This is a genomic window from Cohnella yongneupensis, from assembly GCF_042655785.1.
In the GTDB taxonomy this organism is placed as follows: domain Bacteria; phylum Bacillota; class Bacilli; order Paenibacillales; family Paenibacillaceae; genus Cohnella; species Cohnella yongneupensis.
In genome coordinates this window covers 270,504-290,493 of sequence record NZ_JBHSNC010000024.1, presented here as the reverse complement: position 1 = coordinate 290,493, position 19,990 = coordinate 270,504, and the positions used below count along the sequence as shown (strand labels likewise).

The window sequence follows — 19,990 nt, the reverse complement described above, 5'->3', positions numbered from 1 at the left end:
CCTACCTATGATTCAATGCGACGGACTCGTCAAAATTTATAAGACGGCAGACCTCGAAGTCGTCGCCCTGCAAGGGTTGGATTTGCATGTCGCGGACGGCGAACTGATGGCGATTATCGGCAATTCAGGGAGCGGCAAGTCGACGCTGCTTAATATGCTCGGCGGCCTGGATAAGCCGTCCGCAGGCAAGCTGCTCGTGGACGGCAAAGATTTACTTAAGTTCGGAGAGAGGGATCTCGTAAAGTATAAACGGGACACGGTCGGGTTCGTATGGCAGAGCAACGCGCGCAACCTGATTCCGTACTTGACCGCGTTGGAGAACGTGGAGCTACCCATTCTGCTTCGCGGCAAGCGCCGTCGGATCCTAGCTATTGAGCTTCTGGAAGCGGTAGGTCTGGGCCACAGAATGAAAAACAAGCTCAGCGAGCTATCCGGAGGCGAACAGCAGCGCGTGGCTATCGCCATCGCATTGGCGAACGAACCGCGGCTGCTACTGGCCGACGAGCCGACCGGCTCGCTCGACACGAAGACGTCCAATCAGGTGTTGGATTTATTCCGGACGCTGAACCGGACGATGGGCATTACGATCGTCATTGTTACGCACGATCCGCTCTTGGCCCGCAAGGTGGATCGGGTCGTCCAGATCCGGGACGGCAAGACGTCCGCCGAGATGATCCGGCGCGTATCGTATGCCGAGGAACTCGCTCAGCTTAGCGCGGAGAGCGTCCATAATGATCCGGAGAGCCATATGGAGTTCGCGGTAATCGACAAGGCAGGCCGTCTGCAAATTCCGGCCGGCTACCTCGACGCGGATGGTTTCAAAGGAAGCAATAAGGTGCGCGTCGAGATGGAGGACGGTCGTATTATTCTGTATCCGCCGGAAGAGAGGAAGACAGGCTGACGTTCTTACCGGCGAGTCTCTATCATTAAAGGATGAGGTGTATTCATGAAACCGAATCGGCTCAAGCTCATCATCGGATTAGGATTGGCCGCAGTGATCGTGCTTGCGTACTTATTATTCCGCTTGCTACCGGAGAAGAAAGACGCGGAATCGGCGTCTGCCTCCACCCAATCCGCAGGAATCGCAACGCAGACCATTGCGGAAGCTAGCACGGAGCAGGCGGTAGATCTAGCATCCGGCAAGATCGCTACGGACTTCGAGGACGGCACGGTACAGGGCTGGTATGGACGCGGTGGCGTTGAAAACTTGACGGCGACTGCAGACGCAGCTCATTCAGGTGCATACGGCTTGGAGGTTACTGGGAGAAAAGAAGGCTGGAACGGTCCGCAGCTCGATGTGACGCAGATCATGGAAAAAGGCAAAACCTATACGCTCTCGGCCTGGCTCAAGCTGCCTGCCGGGATGCCCGATTCCTCCGTGACGATGTCGATTCAGCGGACGACCAACGGCAAAGATACTTACGAATTCGTCACCTCCGACAACGTAACCGCAAGCGGATGGGTGAAGCTGACGGCTACTTACGAGCTCCTCTTGGAGGAGGAGAAGCTGTCCGTGTACTTCGAATCGAACGCCAATCCGACGCTCGACTTTTACGTAGACGATTTTACGATCGAGCGTAATTCGGAGCCGCAGCCGATCGAAGTCCAGCAGGATATTCCGGCGCTCAAGGATGTATTCAAAGACGACTTCAAACTGGGAACCGCGCTTCTCGTGAACGAGATCTACGCTCCTGACGGACCCGATGCCCAGTTGATCAAGAAGCATTTCAACAGCTTGACGGCCGGCAATGAATTGAAATGGGACGCAACCGAACCGCGGGAAGGCCAATTCAACTTTTCGCGGGCGGATCAGATCGCAGACTTCGCCATGAACAACGGTATCGCTTTCCGCGGGCACACCTTGATTTGGCATAGCCAGACGCCTAACTGGGTGTTCCACGACGATAAAGGCAACTTGGTGAGCAAAGAAGTGCTGTTCCAGCGGATGAAAAAGCATATAGAAACAGAGGTCGGCCGGTACAAAGGCAAAGTATACGCATGGGATGTCGTGAACGAGGTTATCGAGCCGGGCGACAAACAACCGGGAGGGTTACGCAACAGCTTATGGTACCAGATCGCGGGCGAGGAATTCATCGAGAAAGCGTTCGAGTATGCTCATGAAGCTGATCCGGACGCCAAGCTGTTCATTAACGACTACAACACGAATATGCCGGACAAACGGCAATTTCTGCACGATCTGATTAAGCGACTGAAGGATAAAGGCGTCCCGATAGACGGAGTCGGCCATCAGACGCACATCGGGATCATGTACCCGTCGGTGCTCGAGCTGGATCAAATGATTCAAGCTTTCACGGATCTCGGCATCGATCAACAGATTACCGAAATGGACATGAGCATTTATACCAATGACACCGATGCCTACGATACGCTCCCGGAAGACTTGCAAATTAGGCAGGCGTATCGGTATAAGGAAATCTTCGATGTGTTCAAGAAGCATAAGGATCAGCTCAGCGCCGTTATTTTCTGGGGCAAAGACGATTTGAACACATGGCTCAGAACTTTCCCGGTCAAACGCAACAACTGGCCGCTGCTGTTCGATGAACGGCTTCAGGCGAAGTACGCGTACTGGGCGCTCGTCGATCCGAGCAAGTTGCCGAAGGAGAATTTGCCGGTCGTGGCCGTAACGAAGCTAGAAACGGCGGCCAAGCAAGGAACGCCCGTCATCGACGGCGAGATGGAAGCGGCGTGGAACGGCACGCATGAATTAACGACAGACCGCTGGGTTACCGGCTTAAGCGGATCGACCGCCAGAGTCCGGACGCTGTGGGACGACGGCCATCTGTACGTGCTGGCTGCCGTGACCGACTCGAAGCTGTCGAACAAGAGCGCGAACGCGTGGGAGCAGGATTCCATCGAAATCTTCATCGACCCGAACAATGCCAAGACAACTGCTTTTGAGCCGGACGACGGTCAATATCGCATCAGCTTCGATAACGAACCCTCCGTCAATCCGGAGTCGTTGAAAGGGAATCTCGTATCCGCCGTGAAACGCACGGACACCGGATACATCGTGGAAGCCTCCATCGCTTGGCCGGGCACGGCGCCGATAGCCGGTGATTCGATCGGCTTCGACGTGCAGGTCAACAACGACGAGGATGGCGACGGCGCGCGCGACAGCGTCGCGATCTGGAGCGATACGTCCGGACAATCGTATCAGAATACATCCGGCTTTGGAGAGCTGAAGCTGAAATAATGCAGATGGAAAGCTTTTATTTCTATCGGTTGAGGGAGGCCGACGCTTATGTTTTTAACCAAGAAGAAGCTCATGATCGTTCTCTCGCTCGTGCTGGCTTGCGTAGCAGCCCTTCTCTGGATGGTCATCTCGTCTCATCATTCGAATTCCGATTCTGCTTTGACCGACGGCGTACCGGCAGGAAGCCATACGCCGAAAGTGTCGATGGCTTCTTTTCAAGAAGAAGGCATTCAGCTTGGAATGGAAAAGAATACGACCTATGACTTGCATTTACTGATGGATGAACTTCCGGACACCGAGCCGGTCTATCGGATTCATGCAACCGTAGTTATGCCTGCGGAGCTTGAGGTCGTCGGCTTCACTCCGAATCGCAACAATCTGCAGTCAACCCAGGCTACGTTCAATCAGACGGGCGGCGTTGCGGAGCTTACGATCCGTAACGCCGACGATTCGGCGATAGCCTATGCGAACCGGGACGCGAGCAAGGAACTGGCGACCATCACGATAAGATTGAATAATGAATTATCGAAGACCTATCAGGAGGAGATTAAATTGAGTAATTTCGAGATCGAATACAACGGCAATAATACCGCTGCCTACGATGTAAGCGGCGCGGCTGCCAAGGTAAATTACACGCAGCCTGCCAGCGCGGTCGGCAAGCTGCCGCCGAACGGAAACCCGCTTGTATCCCATAAGTTCGGCGCGGATCCCTACGCTCTCGTATTCGGGGATCGCGTATATGTGTACATGACGAACGACGTGCTGGAATACGATGCCGATGGCAATGTGAAAGACAATACTTACAGCAATATCAACAAAATTTCGGTCATTTCCTCGGACGACTTGGTCAACTGGACCGATCATGGGGAAATTCCGGTTGCCGGCCCGCAAGGCGCGGCCAAATGGGCAACGCAATCGTGGGCGCCGGCGGCCGCGCACAAAGTGATAGACGGCAAAGATAAATTCTTCCTCTATTTCGCCAACAACGCAAGCGGGATCGGCGTATTGACGAGCGACAGTCCGACCGGACCTTGGGTAGATCCGATCGGCAAAGCGTTAGTAACCAGATCGACTCCAGGCGTTGAGGGAGTAACCTGGTTGTTCGACCCGGCGGTGCTCGTAGACGACGACGGCAAGGCATATCTCTATTTCGGAGGCGGCATTCCGGAAGGCAAAGACGAAATGCCGGATACGGCACGAGTAATGGAACTGGGTCCGGATATGACGAGCGTGCTGGGCGAAGCGAAGATGATCCCGGCGCCGTTCATGTTCGAGGATGCCGGTATCAACAAATACAACGGCACTTACTATTATACGTACTGTTCCAATTTCTATGGCGGAACCCGCCCGGAAGGAAGCCCCCCCGCAGGTGAAATCGCGTATATGACGAGCGACAATCCGATGGGACCGTGGAAGTATCAGGGAACGATCCTGAAAAACCCCGGCCACTTCTTCGGCGTCGGCGGCAACAATCACCATTCGATGTTCCAGTTCAACGGAGAATGGTATATCGCGTATCACGCGCAGACGTTGTCCAAGGCGATGGGCGTTCCGAAGGGCTACCGCTCCACGCAATTGAACAAGGTTACCTTCGGCGAAGACGGTTCCATACAAGAGATTCAAGCGGATTACGAAGGCGTTCCGCAGATCAAGTCGTTTAATCCTTATCGCCGCGTCGAGGCAGCTACGATCGGCTGGAACGCCGGAGTCGCGACGGAAAAGCTCGCCGGCGAAGGAGGACAGCAGCAGATGGTCGTATCCGATATCGACGATGCGGATTGGATCGCCTTGTCCAAGGTTGATTTCGGAGACAAAGGGGCATCGACGTTCGTCGCCTCGGTATCCGGCGCGAAAGATCCCGCATCTATCGAACTGCGTCTTGACTCTCCGGACGGGAAGCTGATCGGAACGCTCTCCGTGTTGCCGACAGCCGAAGACTCCTGGACCGAATTTACGACGAAGGTTTCGGGCGCGGAAGGCACTCATCATTTATACTTCGTATTCAGAGGTGCAACCGGCGAAAAGCTGTTCAAGCTTTTGAGCTGGCAGTTCGGCGAATAGGAGAGAGAGAGTTCAGATCGCAGGCGCCGCATTACGCTATCGTTTGTGCAAGGCAGACTTTAGCCGCACGTTAAGTGCGGTTTTTTTCGTTGTTCCCGAACTCAAATAGGTAAAGATCAGGTAATAGAATCATGAAATGCATCTTGTTTTATCTTTGGCTGGCTTGGATAATAGGTTTATTTATAATAGGAAAGTTATATCCTAAAGCTACATTCGTGCAGGAGGCGACTATGAAAAAGGTTAAATCCAACGCCAGGCTGGTTCTTACCGCCTTATCCTCGATTGTTCTTCTAACGTCATGCTTTCAAGATAACGGCGTGAATATGAAGCCGATTTCTGAACAACAGCGAACGGATGAAATCGCATCCGGCGACCCGTCGCTAAGTAAATATAATCCGCCGATCGAGCTCACGTTCGTGAGAGAGACAGGCGGCTTGGACGATTTATTAAAGCAATTTCCGGGAGAAACGCTTGAAGATAACCGATGGAGCCGGCTCTATGAACAGGAGCTAGGCGTTCAAATCAAGTACGATTGGGTGGCCCAAGGCGATCAATATCGTCAAAAGCTTGGCTTTGCGCTTGCCACCGGAAAAATCCCGGACATCGTGCGAGTGAATGCGCAGCAGCTGAGACAGCTTAGCAACGCCGGACTGATTCAAGATTTGTCCGATGTTTACGTCAAATACGCTTCCCCGTTCACGAAAAGTATCCTCAGCCAGGAAGGGAACGGCCCGTTCGAAGCGGCTACGGTCGACGGAAAGCTGATGGGAATTCCGGAATCGTCTTCTTCCATCGAGGGAGCGGAATACTTATGGATCCGAACGGATTGGTTGGATAACCTCGGACTGCAACCGCCGCGTACCATGGAAGATTTGCTCGCGATTTCGAAAGCGTTTACAGAGGGTGACCCGGATCGGAACGGAAAGAACGATACGTTCGGGCTTGCGGTGACGAATTATATTTGGGATCCCGTGGCGGGGTTAATGGACTTCATGGCGGGATATGGTGCCTATCCGAACCTATGGTTGAAGAATGCATCCGGAAGTCTCGTCTACGGGGGCATTCAGCCAGAAGTCAAAAAAGCGTTAAAAGCGCTTCAAGAATTGTATGGCGACGGTCAAATCGACAGCGAATTCGCGATGATGGACGGAAGAAAAGTCAAGAGTGAAGTGGCAAAAGGAAAGATCGGGATCGCATATGGAGAGCAATGGAGTTCATTTTGGTTGCAACCGAGCCGCGAAAATCCGAAGGCGCAGTGGCAGGCGTTTCCGATCGTCTCTATCTCAGGCCAACAGACAAAGGTGCCGCTGCCGTTTAACACGAGCCAGTACTTAGCCGTACGAAAAGGATACGAGCATCCCGAAGCGATCGTGAAGCTGATCAATTTGCATTTGGAGAAGAACTGGGGAGCTACGGCCGAATATCAGACCTATTACAGTACCCCGTATCCTGCGTGGCAGCTTTCTCCCGTGACGCCGTTTCCGCCCAAGAAAAACTTGGAGGCGTACCTTCAGCTTGACGATGCCCGTCGTACCGGCAATCAATCGGTCCTAAAGGATGAGGCCAAGGCCATTCAGAAGAATATAGATATCTATATGGCGGGAAACGCGAATAAAGACATAGGGTGGGGCTGGGAAAGAACGTACGGTCCTTCGGGAGCATTCGCGATTCTCGACCAATACGAGAAAAATAACCAGCTGTTATACGAGAGCTTCACAGGCGGTCCGACGGAGACGATGATCGAGAAGCAATCGATTCTGAATAATTTGCTTTTCGATACTTATATCAACATCATTCTTGGACGTCCGATCGAGGAATTCGACCGATTCGTAGAAGAATGGCTCCGGCTTGGCGGGGACAGCATTACAATCGAAGTTAACCAATGGTTATCGAATAGAGGCCGCAATATGAAGTAACAGGCACTCGCATCGGAGGAGTCTACTTGCTCAATTTTCCCGCTAGTTCATTTCGCAAGACTCTTCTCGTAAGACTGGTCGTTACTTATTTGATTTTTATTCTCCCGGTTATTTTATTGGGGATGTACTTGTACAACTGGAGCTACAGGAACGCAAGCCAAGACCTTTCCAAGGCGACGTTATCCCAGTTATCCGATTATCTTGGGGACTTGAACCGCGAGATCGATTGGATGGAAATTCAGCAGTTCGATCTGCTAGAGGACAGCGATCTGAACAAATTGGCCTTGACGTGGGACATGATGGACAGCGTCGAAAGACGAACGAGCACGAATTATTTGGTGCATCGGCTCACGACTTTAAAGAGCAGCAGCGCCTATATTAAAGATGTCGACGTGCATATTCGTTCCATTAATAAGACCGTTTCGGCAAGCAACGCCGTGCATGATTTCGATGAGGACAGCTTTAACTATTTTCGTTCTATCGCGTACAAGAAAGAAAACCGCCTGATCAATTATAACAACGCTCTTCACCTTGGCGTTTCCAGGCAAAGCGGAATAAAGGGGGAGGAGCCGCTTTTCATCGTACAAATCGAATTGGATACGCAGAAGCTGAAAGATTCGTTGCGGCAAGTCAAAATGTATCCGGAAAGCCGGTCTTTCCTGCTATCGGAATCGTCGGGATTTTCTATAGGAAGCGACGGAGAATCGGATAAGATGCTGCAAAGCTACATGGAAGCCGTGAAGGGGAAGAACGGGAATACGTCCATGTTCACGGTGGAAGGCCAGAGATATCATATCGACGAAGTGCATTCCGATAATCTGGCTCTGTCCGTCGCGACCTACCTGCCGGAGGAAGCAGTCAAAAGACCATTGAAAAAGTTCAAAACCTGGGCTTGGTTATTCGTCTTCACGTCTTTATCCGCCATTATCATTTATTCTTTCTCCACGTACCGCTTTGTTCATAAACCTCTATTGCTTCTTGTACAGAGCTTTAGAAGAATGGAGGGCGGCGCATTAGACATCCAGATCGAACATGAACGAAAGGACGAATTCGGCTATTTGTACAATCGATTCAATCATATGCTGAGGAAGCTGCAAGCGCTGATCGATCAGGATTTCAAACAGAAGCTGATGATGCAGAGGTCGGAATTAAAACAGCTGCAATCGCAGATCAACCCTCATTTTCTATACAACAGCTTCTTTATTCTGAATTCGCTCGCTAAAACCGGCGATTTGGAGAGAATCGAACAGTTCACGATCATGCTCGGCGAATATTTTCGGTTCATCACGCGCAACGGTGAAGACAACGTGAAGCTGGCGGAAGAAATCAAACACTCGCGCATGTATACCGAAATCCAAAAACTCCGTTTCTCAAGACGGATTCGCGTACAATTCGACGAATTACCGAAGGATATGGAAGCGATCCGCGTTCCGAGGCTGATCATTCAGCCTCTGATCGAGAACGCTTATGAGCATTGCCTCGAGAAGATGACGGAGGAAGGCCAGCTTCGCGTTACGTTTGAAAGCACACCTGCCGAAGCTAGCATTATCGTCGAGGACAATGGCGGCGTTAGCGATATCGAAATCGAGGCGTTGAATGAACGATTAGCCCATTCGAACGAATCCCACGAAATGACGGGAATGATCAACATTCATCGGAGAATTCTTCTTATTTACGGCGAGGGAAGCGGGTTGTTACTTTCCAGAAGCGAGCTGAACGGTCTGAAGGTCACGGTACGAATTAAGCTGGGGGAGGTTGAAGGCCATGTATAGACTGCTGATCGTCGATGATGAAGAGATTATTACGGATAGTCTATATGAGGTATTCGCTAAGCTCATGCCGGACGAATTGGACGTATGCAAAGCCTATTCCGCAGCAGAAGCGCTGAATTGGATGTCGCGTACCCGAATCGATATCGTCTTGACCGATATAAGCATGCCCGGAATGAACGGATTGGAATTAACGGAAGAAATCCATGCCTATTGGCCAAGATGCAAAGTGATCTTCCTAACCGGTCACAGCGAGTTCGAATATGCCTATAAAGCGATTCAAATGTCCGATGTCCGATATTTGCTGAAAACGGAAGGTTACGATAAAGTCACGCAAACCGTGCAGGAAGTCATAGACGAGATCAATCGCGGCAATCAAATGAGCGAGCTTGTCGAACAGTCCCGTGAACAAAAGTTCGCCCTTGAACTGATGGCGCAAAGGGACTATTTCATGCACCTGCTTCAAGATAGTCCTGTTCTTTGCAGGGATCAAGAGGCGCTCGCCAAGGAGTTCCGCTCGTTGAATATCGGATTGGATCCGACCTTTCCCGTCGTGCTGGTCATCGGCCGCTTGTCTTATCCCGCGGACACCTCCTATAGCGAAAGAAGCCGGATCGTTCATGCCTCCGAAAGAATATGGAATTCGTGTTTGTCTGAACAAGCCCGTTATGTCGGTATCGTAGATAAACATGGGGATAACGTATGGTTTCTGCAGCCATCCCAGCATGCAGCGGAGAAGTTCGACAGTCACTTCATTCGTTATTTGGAGGGTACGCTGGAACTCGTCCAGGAGACAGGCTTGGTAGCGTTGGGACTGACGACGGTATTCGCCGTAAGCGGCGCATCCAGCGAATGGGAAGCGATCACTTGGCAATATGAAAGGCTGCGTCAGTTGCAGCAGTTAAAGCATAGCGAGGGAATATCCGTCATTATCACGGACCGCGCCGATCAGCCGGAAGCATCGGAAACCAAGGGTACGCAACCGATCAGCCAAAAGGCGGAGTTCATGGCGGCGCACATTGAAGCCGATAGGAAAGCAAAGTTCGATGAATGCTTGGATGAAGTGATGGGCAGATTATCGCAAGCCGACGCAAACGTGCAGCAAACGATCGAGGCGTATTATTCGATCGCGCTCGTGCTCTTTTCTTATATCAATCGATGGGGACTTCATCGGCAAATCTGCGACAGCGGAAAGCTGATGCGTCTCGACAACCATCTCTCCATGAAAGAGGCCTTCCAATACTTGTCCCAAATCGCGGATAGCATCTTCAGCATCAAGCGGCTTGACGAGAAGGATAGGGCATCCGGCATCATCGATCAGATCTGTCAATTCATCCATGATCATCTTAGCGAGGATTTGTCCTTGGTAAGATTGGCGGAGATCAACTATTTCAACCCGACCTATTTATCCCGTTTTTTCAAACAGGAGCGAGGCATCAATTTGTCCGAGTACATTGATCGATGCCGCATCAAGAAAGCGATGGAGCTTCTTAGAGACGGGGAACTCAAGGTGAGAGAGGTAGCGGCTTCCGTCGGTTATGAGGCAGCGCATTCCTTCACTCGCTTCTTTAAGAAGGAGACGGGCATGACTCCTCAGGAGTATCGGGATACGATTCCCATCGGTTGATATCGATAAGCGGCAGTCTAGGACGCTATGCGTCCTAGACTGCCGCTCTTTGTTGTTGGCTTTAAGCGGTAATTAATGCTTGCTTCCTGTACTCGTTAGCGCTTGCCCCCGTATATTCCTTGAACTTTTTATAGAACCAATCGATTTCCGTATATCCGACATGGTTAGCGACTTCGTAGATGCGCATGTCTGTTTGTTCAAGCAGCTGTTTGGCTTTTTCCATCCGTTGCTGAAGCAAATATTCGTTGAATGACATTTTTTCTTCGTTCTTAAACTTTTGGCCCAAATACGCACAGTTAAAGTGCAAGGTATCCGATATTTTTTTGAGCGATACGTTCTGGTGCAGCTCTTCTTGCACGTATTTTTTGACCACATCGATGATCGAGGATTGCGGTTGGCGCTTCCACTGTATAGAGGTGATGAGGGGATTGTTCGTTACCGTCTTCCCATTAAGCTCCTCCAGAACGGCTTGCAGGCTTGCGACTAAATCGGACGGCTGAACGGGGTCTGCCAAGTAATCGCTTACTTGATAGGTTAAAGCTTTCCTTGCGAGATTGAAGTCATGATCGCCGCCAATAACGATGATAGGTACGCGACTGAATTGCCGTATTTGGCCGCAAAGCTGTATTCCGTCCGATTGTAAGCGCTTAATATTTATGAGTACAAGTGAGAAACGTTGCGTGTCCATGATAGATAGGGCGTCGCCGGTATTATCGGCATAGGCTTGGATATCAAAGCCTAATTGACCCCAGTCTAGCATTTGTTGAGTGTCTTCCCTCGACCGCATGTTCGGATCCACTAGTAGCACATTATGCAAATTAAGTACCTCGCTTTCAGAAGACGATGACTACACTTTCTATTATTATCAACTCCCGGATAGCGAGACAATGTGCAACTCTTTACACCTAGTGCATTTGTTTACCTCTTCAACAAAGTGTTTGAAAGCGGTATCAAAACCTATAAATCAACGGGTGAAATAACTGAATACCGGCAGGTTGTGGCTCAAAAATGTAAGCGTTACACTTCTCGGTGTAATCCAATTTCAGGGGGGACTAAGATGCGTAACAAGAAGTTTGCAACAACGTTAGTAAGCTTATTGATGGTCAGTGCATTGGCTGCTTGCGGCGGCGGTAACAACGGCAATAACGGCAGTGCAAGTCCAAGCACCGCGCCTAGCAGCTCTGCTGCGGTAGAACCATCCGCATCCGCGAGCGCTTCCGCGCCGGAAGCGGTCGAGGAAGGAACGCCGGACATGGATTTCGACTTGGGCGGCCGGACGATCAAGGTCGTATCATGGTGGGATATGACTCCGGGGGAGAACAATCCGGACGACATTCAGATGAAGAAAAACCTGGAAGAATTAGAGAAGAAGCATAACTTCAAAATGGAGTTCGTCGCAGTCGACTATGGCGAATATCAAGAGAAGGTAACGGCATCCCTACTCTCTGGGGCGCCGATCGGCGATATCGTCAGAGTGGGCAGAAACTATGCGTTCCCAGCGTTGGTGAAGCAAGATTTGTTCTGGCCGGTCGACGAGTATACGAAGAACAAGAATGCGTTCGACCAAGACGCGACGAATAAATGGGGACAGTACAACGGAAGAGGCTACTTGTTCGAAGCGCAACGGGAAAACCTGGTTCAGGGCATCTTTTACAACAGAACGCTCATGAATAAACTCGGCATTAAGCCGCTGCAGGACTATGTGAACGAAGACACTTGGAATTGGGATACGTTCGTTCAAGTTGCCAAAGACGCGAACAAAGATACGAATAACGACGGCAAGCTGGATACTTGGGGTTTAGCGAATCCGACCCTGACTGATCCAGCCTTGTACTCCAACGAGGCGACGCTCACTAGCGGCGACAAGCAAACGCTGGACGATCCAAAGACAGTGGAAGCGCTTAACTTCGTGTCCCGTATTGCAACCGAGAAGGTGGCAAGACCAACGGAAGGCGGAGATTGGACGGAGCCAGGCCAATTCTTCCGTCAAGGAAACACGCTTATGTATACCGGAGCCATGTACGAAATCGGCGGATTGAAGACCGACATGAAAGATTACGACATCGGCTTCGTCCCATTCCCGAAAGGACCTAGCGCAAGTGTCTATCATTCCTTGGAAGGCGCGTATCAGGCCCTGACGATTCCTAAGGCAGTTAAGGATCCGGATAAGCTCCTGTATATCTGGGAGAAATGGCACGATATTGACTCCATCTATGATTACCCAGGTCAGGCAGGTTACGAACAAAATCTGTCTACCGAAGATGATATCAACAATGCGAAGACGGTTGCCCAAGGGTTGACCGTGCTGGAGCACGGCACGTTCATGCCGGACTTCCCGTATTACGCGATCGGCGGCGATCTTACTAACGGTGAATCGGTATCGACGGTTATCGAGAAGTATAAGGCGCCGGCGCAAGCGGCAATCGACAAAGTATACCAAAAGTAATTTAAAAACAGCCAATAGTCCCCATTTAGATCCTTTCTATAATGGGGACTATTGTTGAATTTCGATCTTTTGCGGCAGGAGGGGAGAAGCGTTGAAGATCCTCAAGAAGAAATACGGAACGATCATTCTCGTATTGCTCTTATTTTTTTTGTCAATTTGGGTTTTCTACCCGTCGGGTCATACGGGTATTGGGAACGCACAGGCTATGCCTGATTTCGTAGCGGTAACGGATTCGGACGAAACGAACGAGTATGACGAGTATTTGAACAACGCTCAGGGCGTAGACCGGCCAAGCCAAGTGATTCGAATCGAGGGTGAAGGCTACTCTAAGACTGACGGGGAAGGATTCGAAATCGCGGATCACTACCAGGGCCTGGATGGAACAGCCGTAATTACGCCGGATGCGGGATCGATCAGTTGGAACGTGAATGTCGATCAACCGGGCTTGTACAACGTTAGAATCCACTATTATCCAATAGAAGGCAAAAGCTCGTCAATCGAGAGGGAGTTTGCCATTAATCAGGAAGTGCCCTTCAAGGGCGCCGAGATCATCTTGTTGAACCGGCTTTGGGGCAATCGGGACGCAGAGATCAAGCGGGATGACAGAGGCAACGATCTGCGGCCGAGACAGGTAGAGAAACCAGCATGGCAACTGGCGCCATTCACGGATAACGAGGGCAATTACGACGAACCTTACTTGTTCAAATTCGGTAAGGGAACTCAAACCCTTTCGTTGACCGCCTTAAGAGAGCCGATGGCCATTGACTATATTGAGTTGTATCAGGAAAAAACTTTGAAATCCTACGCAGAGACCAAAAGCGGATACGAAGCCGAAGGAATCGGCGCCTCCAATGATCAATATCTGCTCGTACAAGCAGAGGATGCCGTTCTCAAATCCGCTCCGACGCTATTCCCGATTTCAGACCGTTCGGATGCGGCAGTTGTGCCGCAGGATGACGCGAAGATCCGAATCAACACGATCGGCGGAGTGAACTGGAAGCTGCCGGGACAGTGGATCGAGTGGGAAGTTGATGTGAAACAGGACGGACTCTATCAAATCGCTTTGAAAAGGAAGCAGGATCAGCTTCGAGGCGTTTACGCCACGCGAAGTCTCACGATCGACGGCGAATACCCGTTCAACGAAATGAAGCGGCTTCGGTTCGATTTCGATCGACAATGGCAGATGGACTTACTTGGCGGAGATGAGCCGTACTTGTTCCATCTGACCAAGGGCAAGCATCTCATCCGGATGACCGTCACGATGGGCGATTTCGCGCCGCTGGTTCGAACCATTCAATCCAGCGTGCTGCAGTTGAACGAAATGTACAGGAAGATTTTGATCATTACTTCGAATACGCCGGATCCGTATCGCGATTACCAATTGGAGAAACGAATTCCGGAAATGGTAGACGTATTCAAGAAGCAAGCCGAAACGATTCAAAGCGTAGCCGATTATTTGGAGGAAGCGACAGGCGAAGTGAGCGATAAAGTCGCCGTGCTTCATACGATGGTTCGCCAATTGGAGGCCATGGCGAAGGAGCCTGAAACGGTAGCCAAACGTCTAGGCTCGTTCAAGATCAATATAGGCGCGCTTGGCACGTGGCTCCTAACGGTAAGGGAACAACCTCTTACGCTCGATTACCTTGTCGTATCATCGCCTAACATGAAGCTTCCGAAGGCGAATGCGGCATTCATCGATACGTCGAAGCACGAGCTTGGCTCCTTCGTCGCTTCGTATACCCAAGACTACGACAGCATCGGAAATACCGGCAAGAGCGAGCAATCGGTCGATGTCTGGATTACGACGGGTCGCGACCAGGCGCAAGTGCTGAAAGGCTTGATCGACGACTCCTTCACGCCGGAGACGAACATATCGGTACATCTTAAGCTCGTCCCCGGCAATGTTCTGCTTCCCGCGACGCTGGCCGGCGAAGGTCCGGACGTGGCGATGCAGATCGGCGAAGACGTGCCCGTCAACTATGCGATGAGGAAAGCAGCGGCCGATCTGTCGGGCTTTGCCGACTTTAAGGATGTCGCGTCCCAATTCAGGGATAGCGCGATGGAGCCTTACAAGTACAAAGGCGGCGTATATGCGCTTCCGGAGCAGCAAACGTTCCCTATGCTGTTCTATCGCAAAGATATCTTAAAGGAACTGAATCTTGAGGTCCCTAAGACGTGGCAGGATGTATATAACATGATTGCCGTGCTTCAGAAGCACAACATGTCCTTTTGGCTACCGGTCGAAGATCCGACGAAAAGTCAGGTTGGGGTTCCGAATGCGATATTCTCGATGCTGCTTTACCAGCATGGCGGAGCGTTCTATCGGGATGACGGCAAACAAAGCGGACTGGATTCCGATACGTCCATGGAAATGTTCAAGAAATGGACGCAGTTCTACACCAACTACAAGTTCCCGTTAATAGCGGACTTCCCTAACCGGTTCCGGGTCGGCGAGATGCCGATCGGCATTGCCGATTATACGACCTATAATATGCTGACGGTCACGGCGCCGGAAATCAAAGGCTTGTGGGACTTTACGATGGTTCCGGGCACGGAGATGGAAGACGGCACCGTTAATCACGCGGTAGCCAGCCATACGACCTCCGTGATGATGCTGGAGAACGCGAACGACAAGCAAGCGGCTTGGGAGTTCATGAAATGGTGGACGTCCAAAGAAACCCAACTCGCGTACGGACGCGAAATGGAAGGGCTTCTGGGCGAGTCCGCGCGTTATCCGACGGCTAATATCGAAGCGCTCGAGGAATTGCCTTGGCCGATCAAGGATTATAAAAACTTAGCGAGTCAGTGGCAGTGGGTACAGGGTATCCCGCAAGTTCCGGGCGGTTATTTCACGGGCAGACATTTGGACAATGCCTTCCGAAAGGTCGTTAACGCTGGCGAAAACCCGCGCGAAGCGTTGTCGGATTATATCCTGTACATTAACGACGAAATCTCTCTTAAGAGAAAAGAATTCAAACTATCGAACTAGCTTAGGGGGTGAAAGCCGATGCAATCGGAAACAACGAGTCAACCCGTCCCTTCGTTCATACCCGCGAATGCCGGTAGACAATCGAAATTGGCGATGAAGTGGAAGGAAATCAAAAGAAACAAGCATTATTACCTTCTGATGAGTCCTTACATGCTCATTTTCTTCACCTTTACCGTTATCCCGGTTTTATTCTCGTTAATCTTAAGCTTTTTCTACTTCAATATGCTTGAGTTTCCTCGATTCGTAGGGCTGCAAAACTACTCCAGGCTGTTGCTTAACGACGATATATTCATGATCGCCCTGAAGAACACGCTCTTGTTCGCGATCATTACCGGTCCGATCAGCTATATCGCCTGTTTTCTGTTCGCATGGATTATCAACGAGCTGTCGCCAAAAGTCCGCGCGTTCATGACGTTGGTATTCTATGCGCCGTCGATCGCCGGAAACGTGTTTTTCATTTGGTTGATCATCTTCTCGGGCGATAGCTATGGCTATTTGAACGGCTTTTTGATCAAATACGGATTTAAATTGGAACCGACTCAGTGGCTGACGAACGAGAAGTATATTTTGGCGATCGTTATTATCGTCCAGCTTTGGCTGAGCCTCGGAACGAGCTTCCTGGCATTCATCGCAGGTTTGCAAACGATCGATAAATCGTTGGTCGAAGCCGGAGCGATGGACGGAATCAAGAACAGATGGCAGGAGCTTTGGTACATTACGCTGCCGTCCATGAGGCCTCAGCTGATGTTCGGGGCCGTCATGCAGATTACCGCATCGTTCGCGGTTGCCGACGTATCGATCGCGCTAGCGGGCTTCCCGAGCGTCAACTACGCCGCGCATACCGTTGTCACGCACTTGATGGATTATGGCACGATTCGTTTCGAGATGGGCTATGCATCCGCGATTGCGACGTTTCTCTTCTTTATGATGATCGGGGCCAACATCCTGACGCAAAAATTGCTGAGAAAGGTAGGGGAGTGACGTTGATTTTGAAATCGATCCAGGGCTTCCGGATGTCCAGAAAGCTCAATCGCTCTTTTACCGTCAGCCTTTTGTTGTTCTTGCTGTTGGCCGTATTTGGATCTTTTATGGCCTTGCCGTTAATTTATGCGGTGAACAATGCGTTCAAGCCGCTGGATGAGCTGTTCATTTTCCCGCCGCGCTTTCTCGTCAGAAATCCGACCATGGATAACTTCTACGATTTGTTCGCGCTAATGGGGAATTCATGGGTGCCGCTCTCGCGTTATATCGCAAATACGTTGTTTATTACGATTGTCGGTACCGTGGGACATATTTTGCTCGCATCGGCCGCGGCATACCCGCTTGCGAAATTTCGGTTCCCGGGATCTAGAGTGCTCTTTACGATCGTCGTATTATCCTTGATGTTCTCCGGCACGGTTACGGCTATTCCGAACTATATGGTGATGTCTTGGCTGGGATGGATCAACACGCATGCATCGATTATTGTTCCGTCGCTCGCCTTCCCACTCGGACTGTTTCTAATGAAGCAATTCATGGAACAAATCCCCGATGCGCTTCTGGAGGCGGCCAAGATCGACGGCGCTAACGAGTATCGGATCTTTTGGACCATCGTAATGCCTAACGTGAAGCCTGCGTGGTTAACGCTTATGATTTTGCAGTTTCCGGCGTTGTGGGGATCTGATGGCGGCAACTTCATCTACAGCGAGAATTTAAAAACGCTGCACTATGCGCTCGGTCAAATCACCCAGGGGGGAATCGCCAGGGCAGGCGTCGGAGCGGCCGTCGCGCTGATGCTGATGGTGGTTCCGATCACACTCTTCATCATCTCCCAGAGTAGCGTTATTCAGACCATGACGACTTCCGGCATGAAAGAGTAGAAAGGATGCGTGCACGATGTTGAAAAGCTTACGGAGAGTGAGCGCATACATCCTTATTGCGCTTTGCTGTCTGCTGGTTATTAGTCTCGGCGGCAATGCTGTCCAGGCTGAAGAAAGCGGCGGTTCATACAATTATTCCGCTTGGGGAGATCCTGTTGCCGCGCCATCGGCTTATCAGGCGACCGTGGCGTGGAACGGCGAAAGCTTAGGAGTAGGTGCGCTTAAGGATCCAAACGATATTCACGTCACGGCGGATAAACACATTTACGTGCTGGATTCCGGCAACCAGCGAATCGTCGTCTTGGATGAGCAGTTCAAGCCCGTGCGAACGATCGATTCATTCGACCGCGACGGGCAAACCGATCATTTTAATAACCCGCAGGGCTTGTTCGTAACGGAAGGCAATCATGTATATGTCGCCGACACGGGGAACAAACGGATTGTTCATCTCGATCAGGACGGCAAGCTTGTGAATATCGTCGAATCGCCTCAATCCGAGTCTTTGGCAGCCGGCTTCCAATTCCAGCCCGTTCGGATCGTCGTAGACAAGGCGCAGCGAATGTACGTCATGTCAACGGGCGTCTATGACGGCTTTATGGAATTTAACGCGGACGGTACCTTCTCTTCCTTTATAGGCGCCAACCGGGTGCAGTACAATGCGCTCGATCACTTGTGGAAGATGCTGTCGACTAAGGCGCAGCGGAGCCAAATGATTATGTATACGCCGACGGAGTTTACGAACATGGATATCGACGAAGAAGGCTTCCTCTACGCGACGAACGGACAGCAGAGCGACAACGTCAAGAAGCTTAACGCTCAGGGCAACGATATCTTGAGAAGAAATGGTTACTTCCCTCCTGGAGGTGACTTCTGGTGGACTTCTTTGGATGGTGCGCCTAGGCTCACCGATATCGATGTCACGGATAGCGATATCTACTCGGTTCTTGATGGCAAAAGAGGACGCATCCTCACTTACAACGGAGACGGATATCTCATGTACGTCTTCGGCGAGCTAGGCAATCAGCTCGGCGAATTCAATACGGCGGTAGCGTTCGAGCGGATCGGGGACGACTTTCTTGTCCTGGATAAGACGCTCGGGGAAATAACAGTATTCCAATCGACGGAGTACGGCCGGACGCTTAATGAAGCGGTCAGAAGCTATTTCAAAGGCGACGAGGAGCAAGCAAACCTGTTGTACGAGAAGACGATCAACATGAATGCGAACTTGGATTTCGCCTACTCCGGGATCGGTAAAGCAAAGCTTCGTCAGGGCGACTATGCCGAGGCGATGAAGTACTTCAAACGAAGCCTGGATCAAAAAAATTATTCAAAGGCGTTCCTTCTCTACCGTAAGCAAGTTCTTCGGGAACACTTCACGGAGATCGTCGCCACCTTGTTCGCGCTGCTTCTATGTGTGTTCCTATTGAAAAGATACCGGAAAAAGAGGGGGAAGAAGAATGTCATCGTTACCGGGCAAAGCGGAGGCTAAATTCCCTCTTCACCTGATCGTGCATCCTTTCAAAGGCTTTTGGGATCTGAAATACGAGCTTGGCCGAAAGGCAAGCCTCGTCGTTTCCTTTGCCATTCTGTTCCTGATGGTCGCCACGAACATACTTTCAAGCGAGTACAGCGGTTTCGTGGTCCATATCACGAACCCAGACAACATGAACAGCTTTATGGAAATTATGTACGTGGTCATTCCCGTATTGTTCTGGTGCGTGGCCAATTGGTTGCTCACCACGCTAATGGACGGCGAAGGGAAATTCGTCGAAATCTTTATCTCGACCTGCTTTGCGCTGACGCCGCTCGTCATTATTAATTTTCCTTGGATATGGCTAAGCAACTTTATCTCGCTTCAGGAAGCGTCGTTTTATCACTTTTCATCCAGTTTCGCTACCCTATGGTTCGTATTTCTATTGTTCGTCGGGAACATGACGGTGCATCAATTCACGCCGTCCAAGACGGTATGGACCATTGCGCTGACGCTTGTGACGATGGCCTTCATGGCATTCTTGTGCCTATTGTTCTTTAGCTTAATCCAACAGATTCTTAGCTTCATCTATACCATATCCCAAGAGCTTTCCTTGAGGAGCTAAGGAAGGAGGCATT

The 19,990-nt window shown here is 50.8% G+C and carries 13 protein-coding genes; 12 read left to right on the top strand and 1 reads right to left on the bottom strand.

Annotation, left to right across the window (positions count from 1 at the left end):
- Nucleotides 1–7: 7 nt before the first annotated feature.
- The 6 genes from ACFPQ4_RS08470 to ACFPQ4_RS08445 all read left to right on the top strand — a co-directional run bounded on the left by ACFPQ4_RS08470 (nt 8) and on the right by ACFPQ4_RS08445 (nt 10,587).
- The gene (locus ACFPQ4_RS08470; protein WP_378111352.1) at nt 8–901 is read left to right on the top strand and encodes an ABC transporter ATP-binding protein; all 894 of its coding nucleotides are present in this window, start codon (nt 8–10) and stop codon (nt 899–901) included.
- A gap of 45 nt (nt 902–946) precedes the next feature.
- A complete protein-coding gene (locus ACFPQ4_RS08465) occupies nt 947–3,214 on the top strand; it encodes an endo-1,4-beta-xylanase (RefSeq protein ID WP_378111351.1) in 2,268 nt (755 codons plus the stop codon).
- Nucleotides 3,215–3,262: 48 nt separating this feature from the next.
- The gene (locus ACFPQ4_RS08460) at nt 3,263–5,275 is read left to right on the top strand and encodes a glycoside hydrolase family 43 protein (protein WP_378111350.1); all 2,013 of its coding nucleotides are present in this window, start codon (nt 3,263–3,265) and stop codon (nt 5,273–5,275) included.
- A 230-nt stretch (nt 5,276–5,505) separates the two neighbouring features.
- Nucleotides 5,506–7,191 (top strand): extracellular solute-binding protein, encoded by a 1,686-nt coding sequence (locus tag ACFPQ4_RS08455; RefSeq protein ID WP_378111349.1) that lies wholly within the window; start codon nt 5,506–5,508, stop codon nt 7,189–7,191.
- Nucleotides 7,192–7,217: 26 nt separating this feature from the next.
- The gene (locus tag ACFPQ4_RS08450; RefSeq protein ID WP_378111348.1) at nt 7,218–8,963 is read left to right on the top strand and encodes a sensor histidine kinase; all 1,746 of its coding nucleotides are present in this window, start codon (nt 7,218–7,220) and stop codon (nt 8,961–8,963) included.
- Nucleotides 8,956–10,587, top strand: coding sequence for a response regulator (locus ACFPQ4_RS08445; protein WP_378111347.1), 1,632 nt, complete (start codon nt 8,956–8,958; stop codon nt 10,585–10,587). Before ACFPQ4_RS08450 ends, ACFPQ4_RS08445 begins: the two co-directional genes overlap by 8 nt.
- A gap of 61 nt (nt 10,588–10,648) precedes the next feature.
- Here ACFPQ4_RS08445 and ACFPQ4_RS08440 read toward each other — a convergent pair whose 3' ends face one another.
- Entirely contained in the window at nt 10,649–11,386 is a 738-nt protein-coding gene (locus tag ACFPQ4_RS08440; protein WP_378111399.1) for a response regulator transcription factor, read from the bottom strand.
- Between the two features lie 258 nt (nt 11,387–11,644).
- On the opposite strand from ACFPQ4_RS08440, the gene ACFPQ4_RS08435 reads away from it, so the two are divergent.
- From ACFPQ4_RS08435 to ACFPQ4_RS08410, 6 genes are all read left to right on the top strand, one after another.
- Nucleotides 11,645–13,033 (top strand): ABC transporter substrate-binding protein, encoded by a 1,389-nt coding sequence (locus tag ACFPQ4_RS08435; protein ID WP_378111346.1) that lies wholly within the window; start codon nt 11,645–11,647, stop codon nt 13,031–13,033.
- A gap of 205 nt (nt 13,034–13,238) precedes the next feature.
- Nucleotides 13,239–16,022 carry an extracellular solute-binding protein gene (locus ACFPQ4_RS08430; RefSeq protein WP_378111398.1) on the top strand — a complete coding sequence of 928 codons (2,784 nt, stop codon included), beginning with the start codon at nt 13,239–13,241 and terminating at the stop codon, nt 16,020–16,022.
- An 18-nt stretch (nt 16,023–16,040) separates the two neighbouring features.
- Nucleotides 16,041–17,003, top strand: coding sequence for a carbohydrate ABC transporter permease (locus ACFPQ4_RS08425; RefSeq protein ID WP_378111345.1), 963 nt, complete (start codon nt 16,041–16,043; stop codon nt 17,001–17,003).
- A 32-nt stretch (nt 17,004–17,035) separates the two neighbouring features.
- Nucleotides 17,036–17,881: a carbohydrate ABC transporter permease gene (locus ACFPQ4_RS08420; RefSeq protein ID WP_378111397.1), complete on the top strand. Its 846-nt coding sequence runs from the start codon at nt 17,036–17,038 to the stop codon at nt 17,879–17,881.
- A 16-nt stretch (nt 17,882–17,897) separates the two neighbouring features.
- A complete protein-coding gene (locus ACFPQ4_RS08415) occupies nt 17,898–19,370 on the top strand; it encodes an SMP-30/gluconolactonase/LRE family protein (protein ID WP_378111344.1) in 1,473 nt (490 codons plus the stop codon).
- Nucleotides 19,339–19,977, top strand: coding sequence for a YIP1 family protein (locus ACFPQ4_RS08410; protein ID WP_378111343.1), 639 nt, complete (start codon nt 19,339–19,341; stop codon nt 19,975–19,977). The genes ACFPQ4_RS08415 and ACFPQ4_RS08410 overlap by 32 nt, the downstream gene beginning before the upstream one ends.
- Nucleotides 19,978–19,990 lie beyond the last annotated feature (13 nt).

Coding starts and splice junctions, on each gene's coding strand:
- ACFPQ4_RS08470 (WP_378111352.1), top strand. CDS start 8: ATGATTCAATGCGACGGACTCGTCAAAATTTATAAGACGGCAGACCTC.
- ACFPQ4_RS08465 (WP_378111351.1), top strand. CDS start 947: ATGAAACCGAATCGGCTCAAGCTCATCATCGGATTAGGATTGGCCGCA.
- ACFPQ4_RS08460 (WP_378111350.1), top strand. CDS start 3,263: ATGTTTTTAACCAAGAAGAAGCTCATGATCGTTCTCTCGCTCGTGCTG.
- ACFPQ4_RS08455 (WP_378111349.1), top strand. CDS start 5,506: ATGAAAAAGGTTAAATCCAACGCCAGGCTGGTTCTTACCGCCTTATCC.
- ACFPQ4_RS08445 (WP_378111347.1), top strand. CDS start 8,956: ATGTATAGACTGCTGATCGTCGATGATGAAGAGATTATTACGGATAGT.
- ACFPQ4_RS08435 (WP_378111346.1), top strand. CDS start 11,645: ATGCGTAACAAGAAGTTTGCAACAACGTTAGTAAGCTTATTGATGGTC.
- ACFPQ4_RS08430 (WP_378111398.1), top strand. CDS start 13,239: ATGCCTGATTTCGTAGCGGTAACGGATTCGGACGAAACGAACGAGTAT.
- ACFPQ4_RS08425 (WP_378111345.1), top strand. CDS start 16,041: ATGCAATCGGAAACAACGAGTCAACCCGTCCCTTCGTTCATACCCGCG.
- ACFPQ4_RS08420 (WP_378111397.1), top strand. CDS start 17,036: ATGTCCAGAAAGCTCAATCGCTCTTTTACCGTCAGCCTTTTGTTGTTC.
- ACFPQ4_RS08415 (WP_378111344.1), top strand. CDS start 17,898: ATGTTGAAAAGCTTACGGAGAGTGAGCGCATACATCCTTATTGCGCTT.
- ACFPQ4_RS08410 (WP_378111343.1), top strand. CDS start 19,339: ATGTCATCGTTACCGGGCAAAGCGGAGGCTAAATTCCCTCTTCACCTG.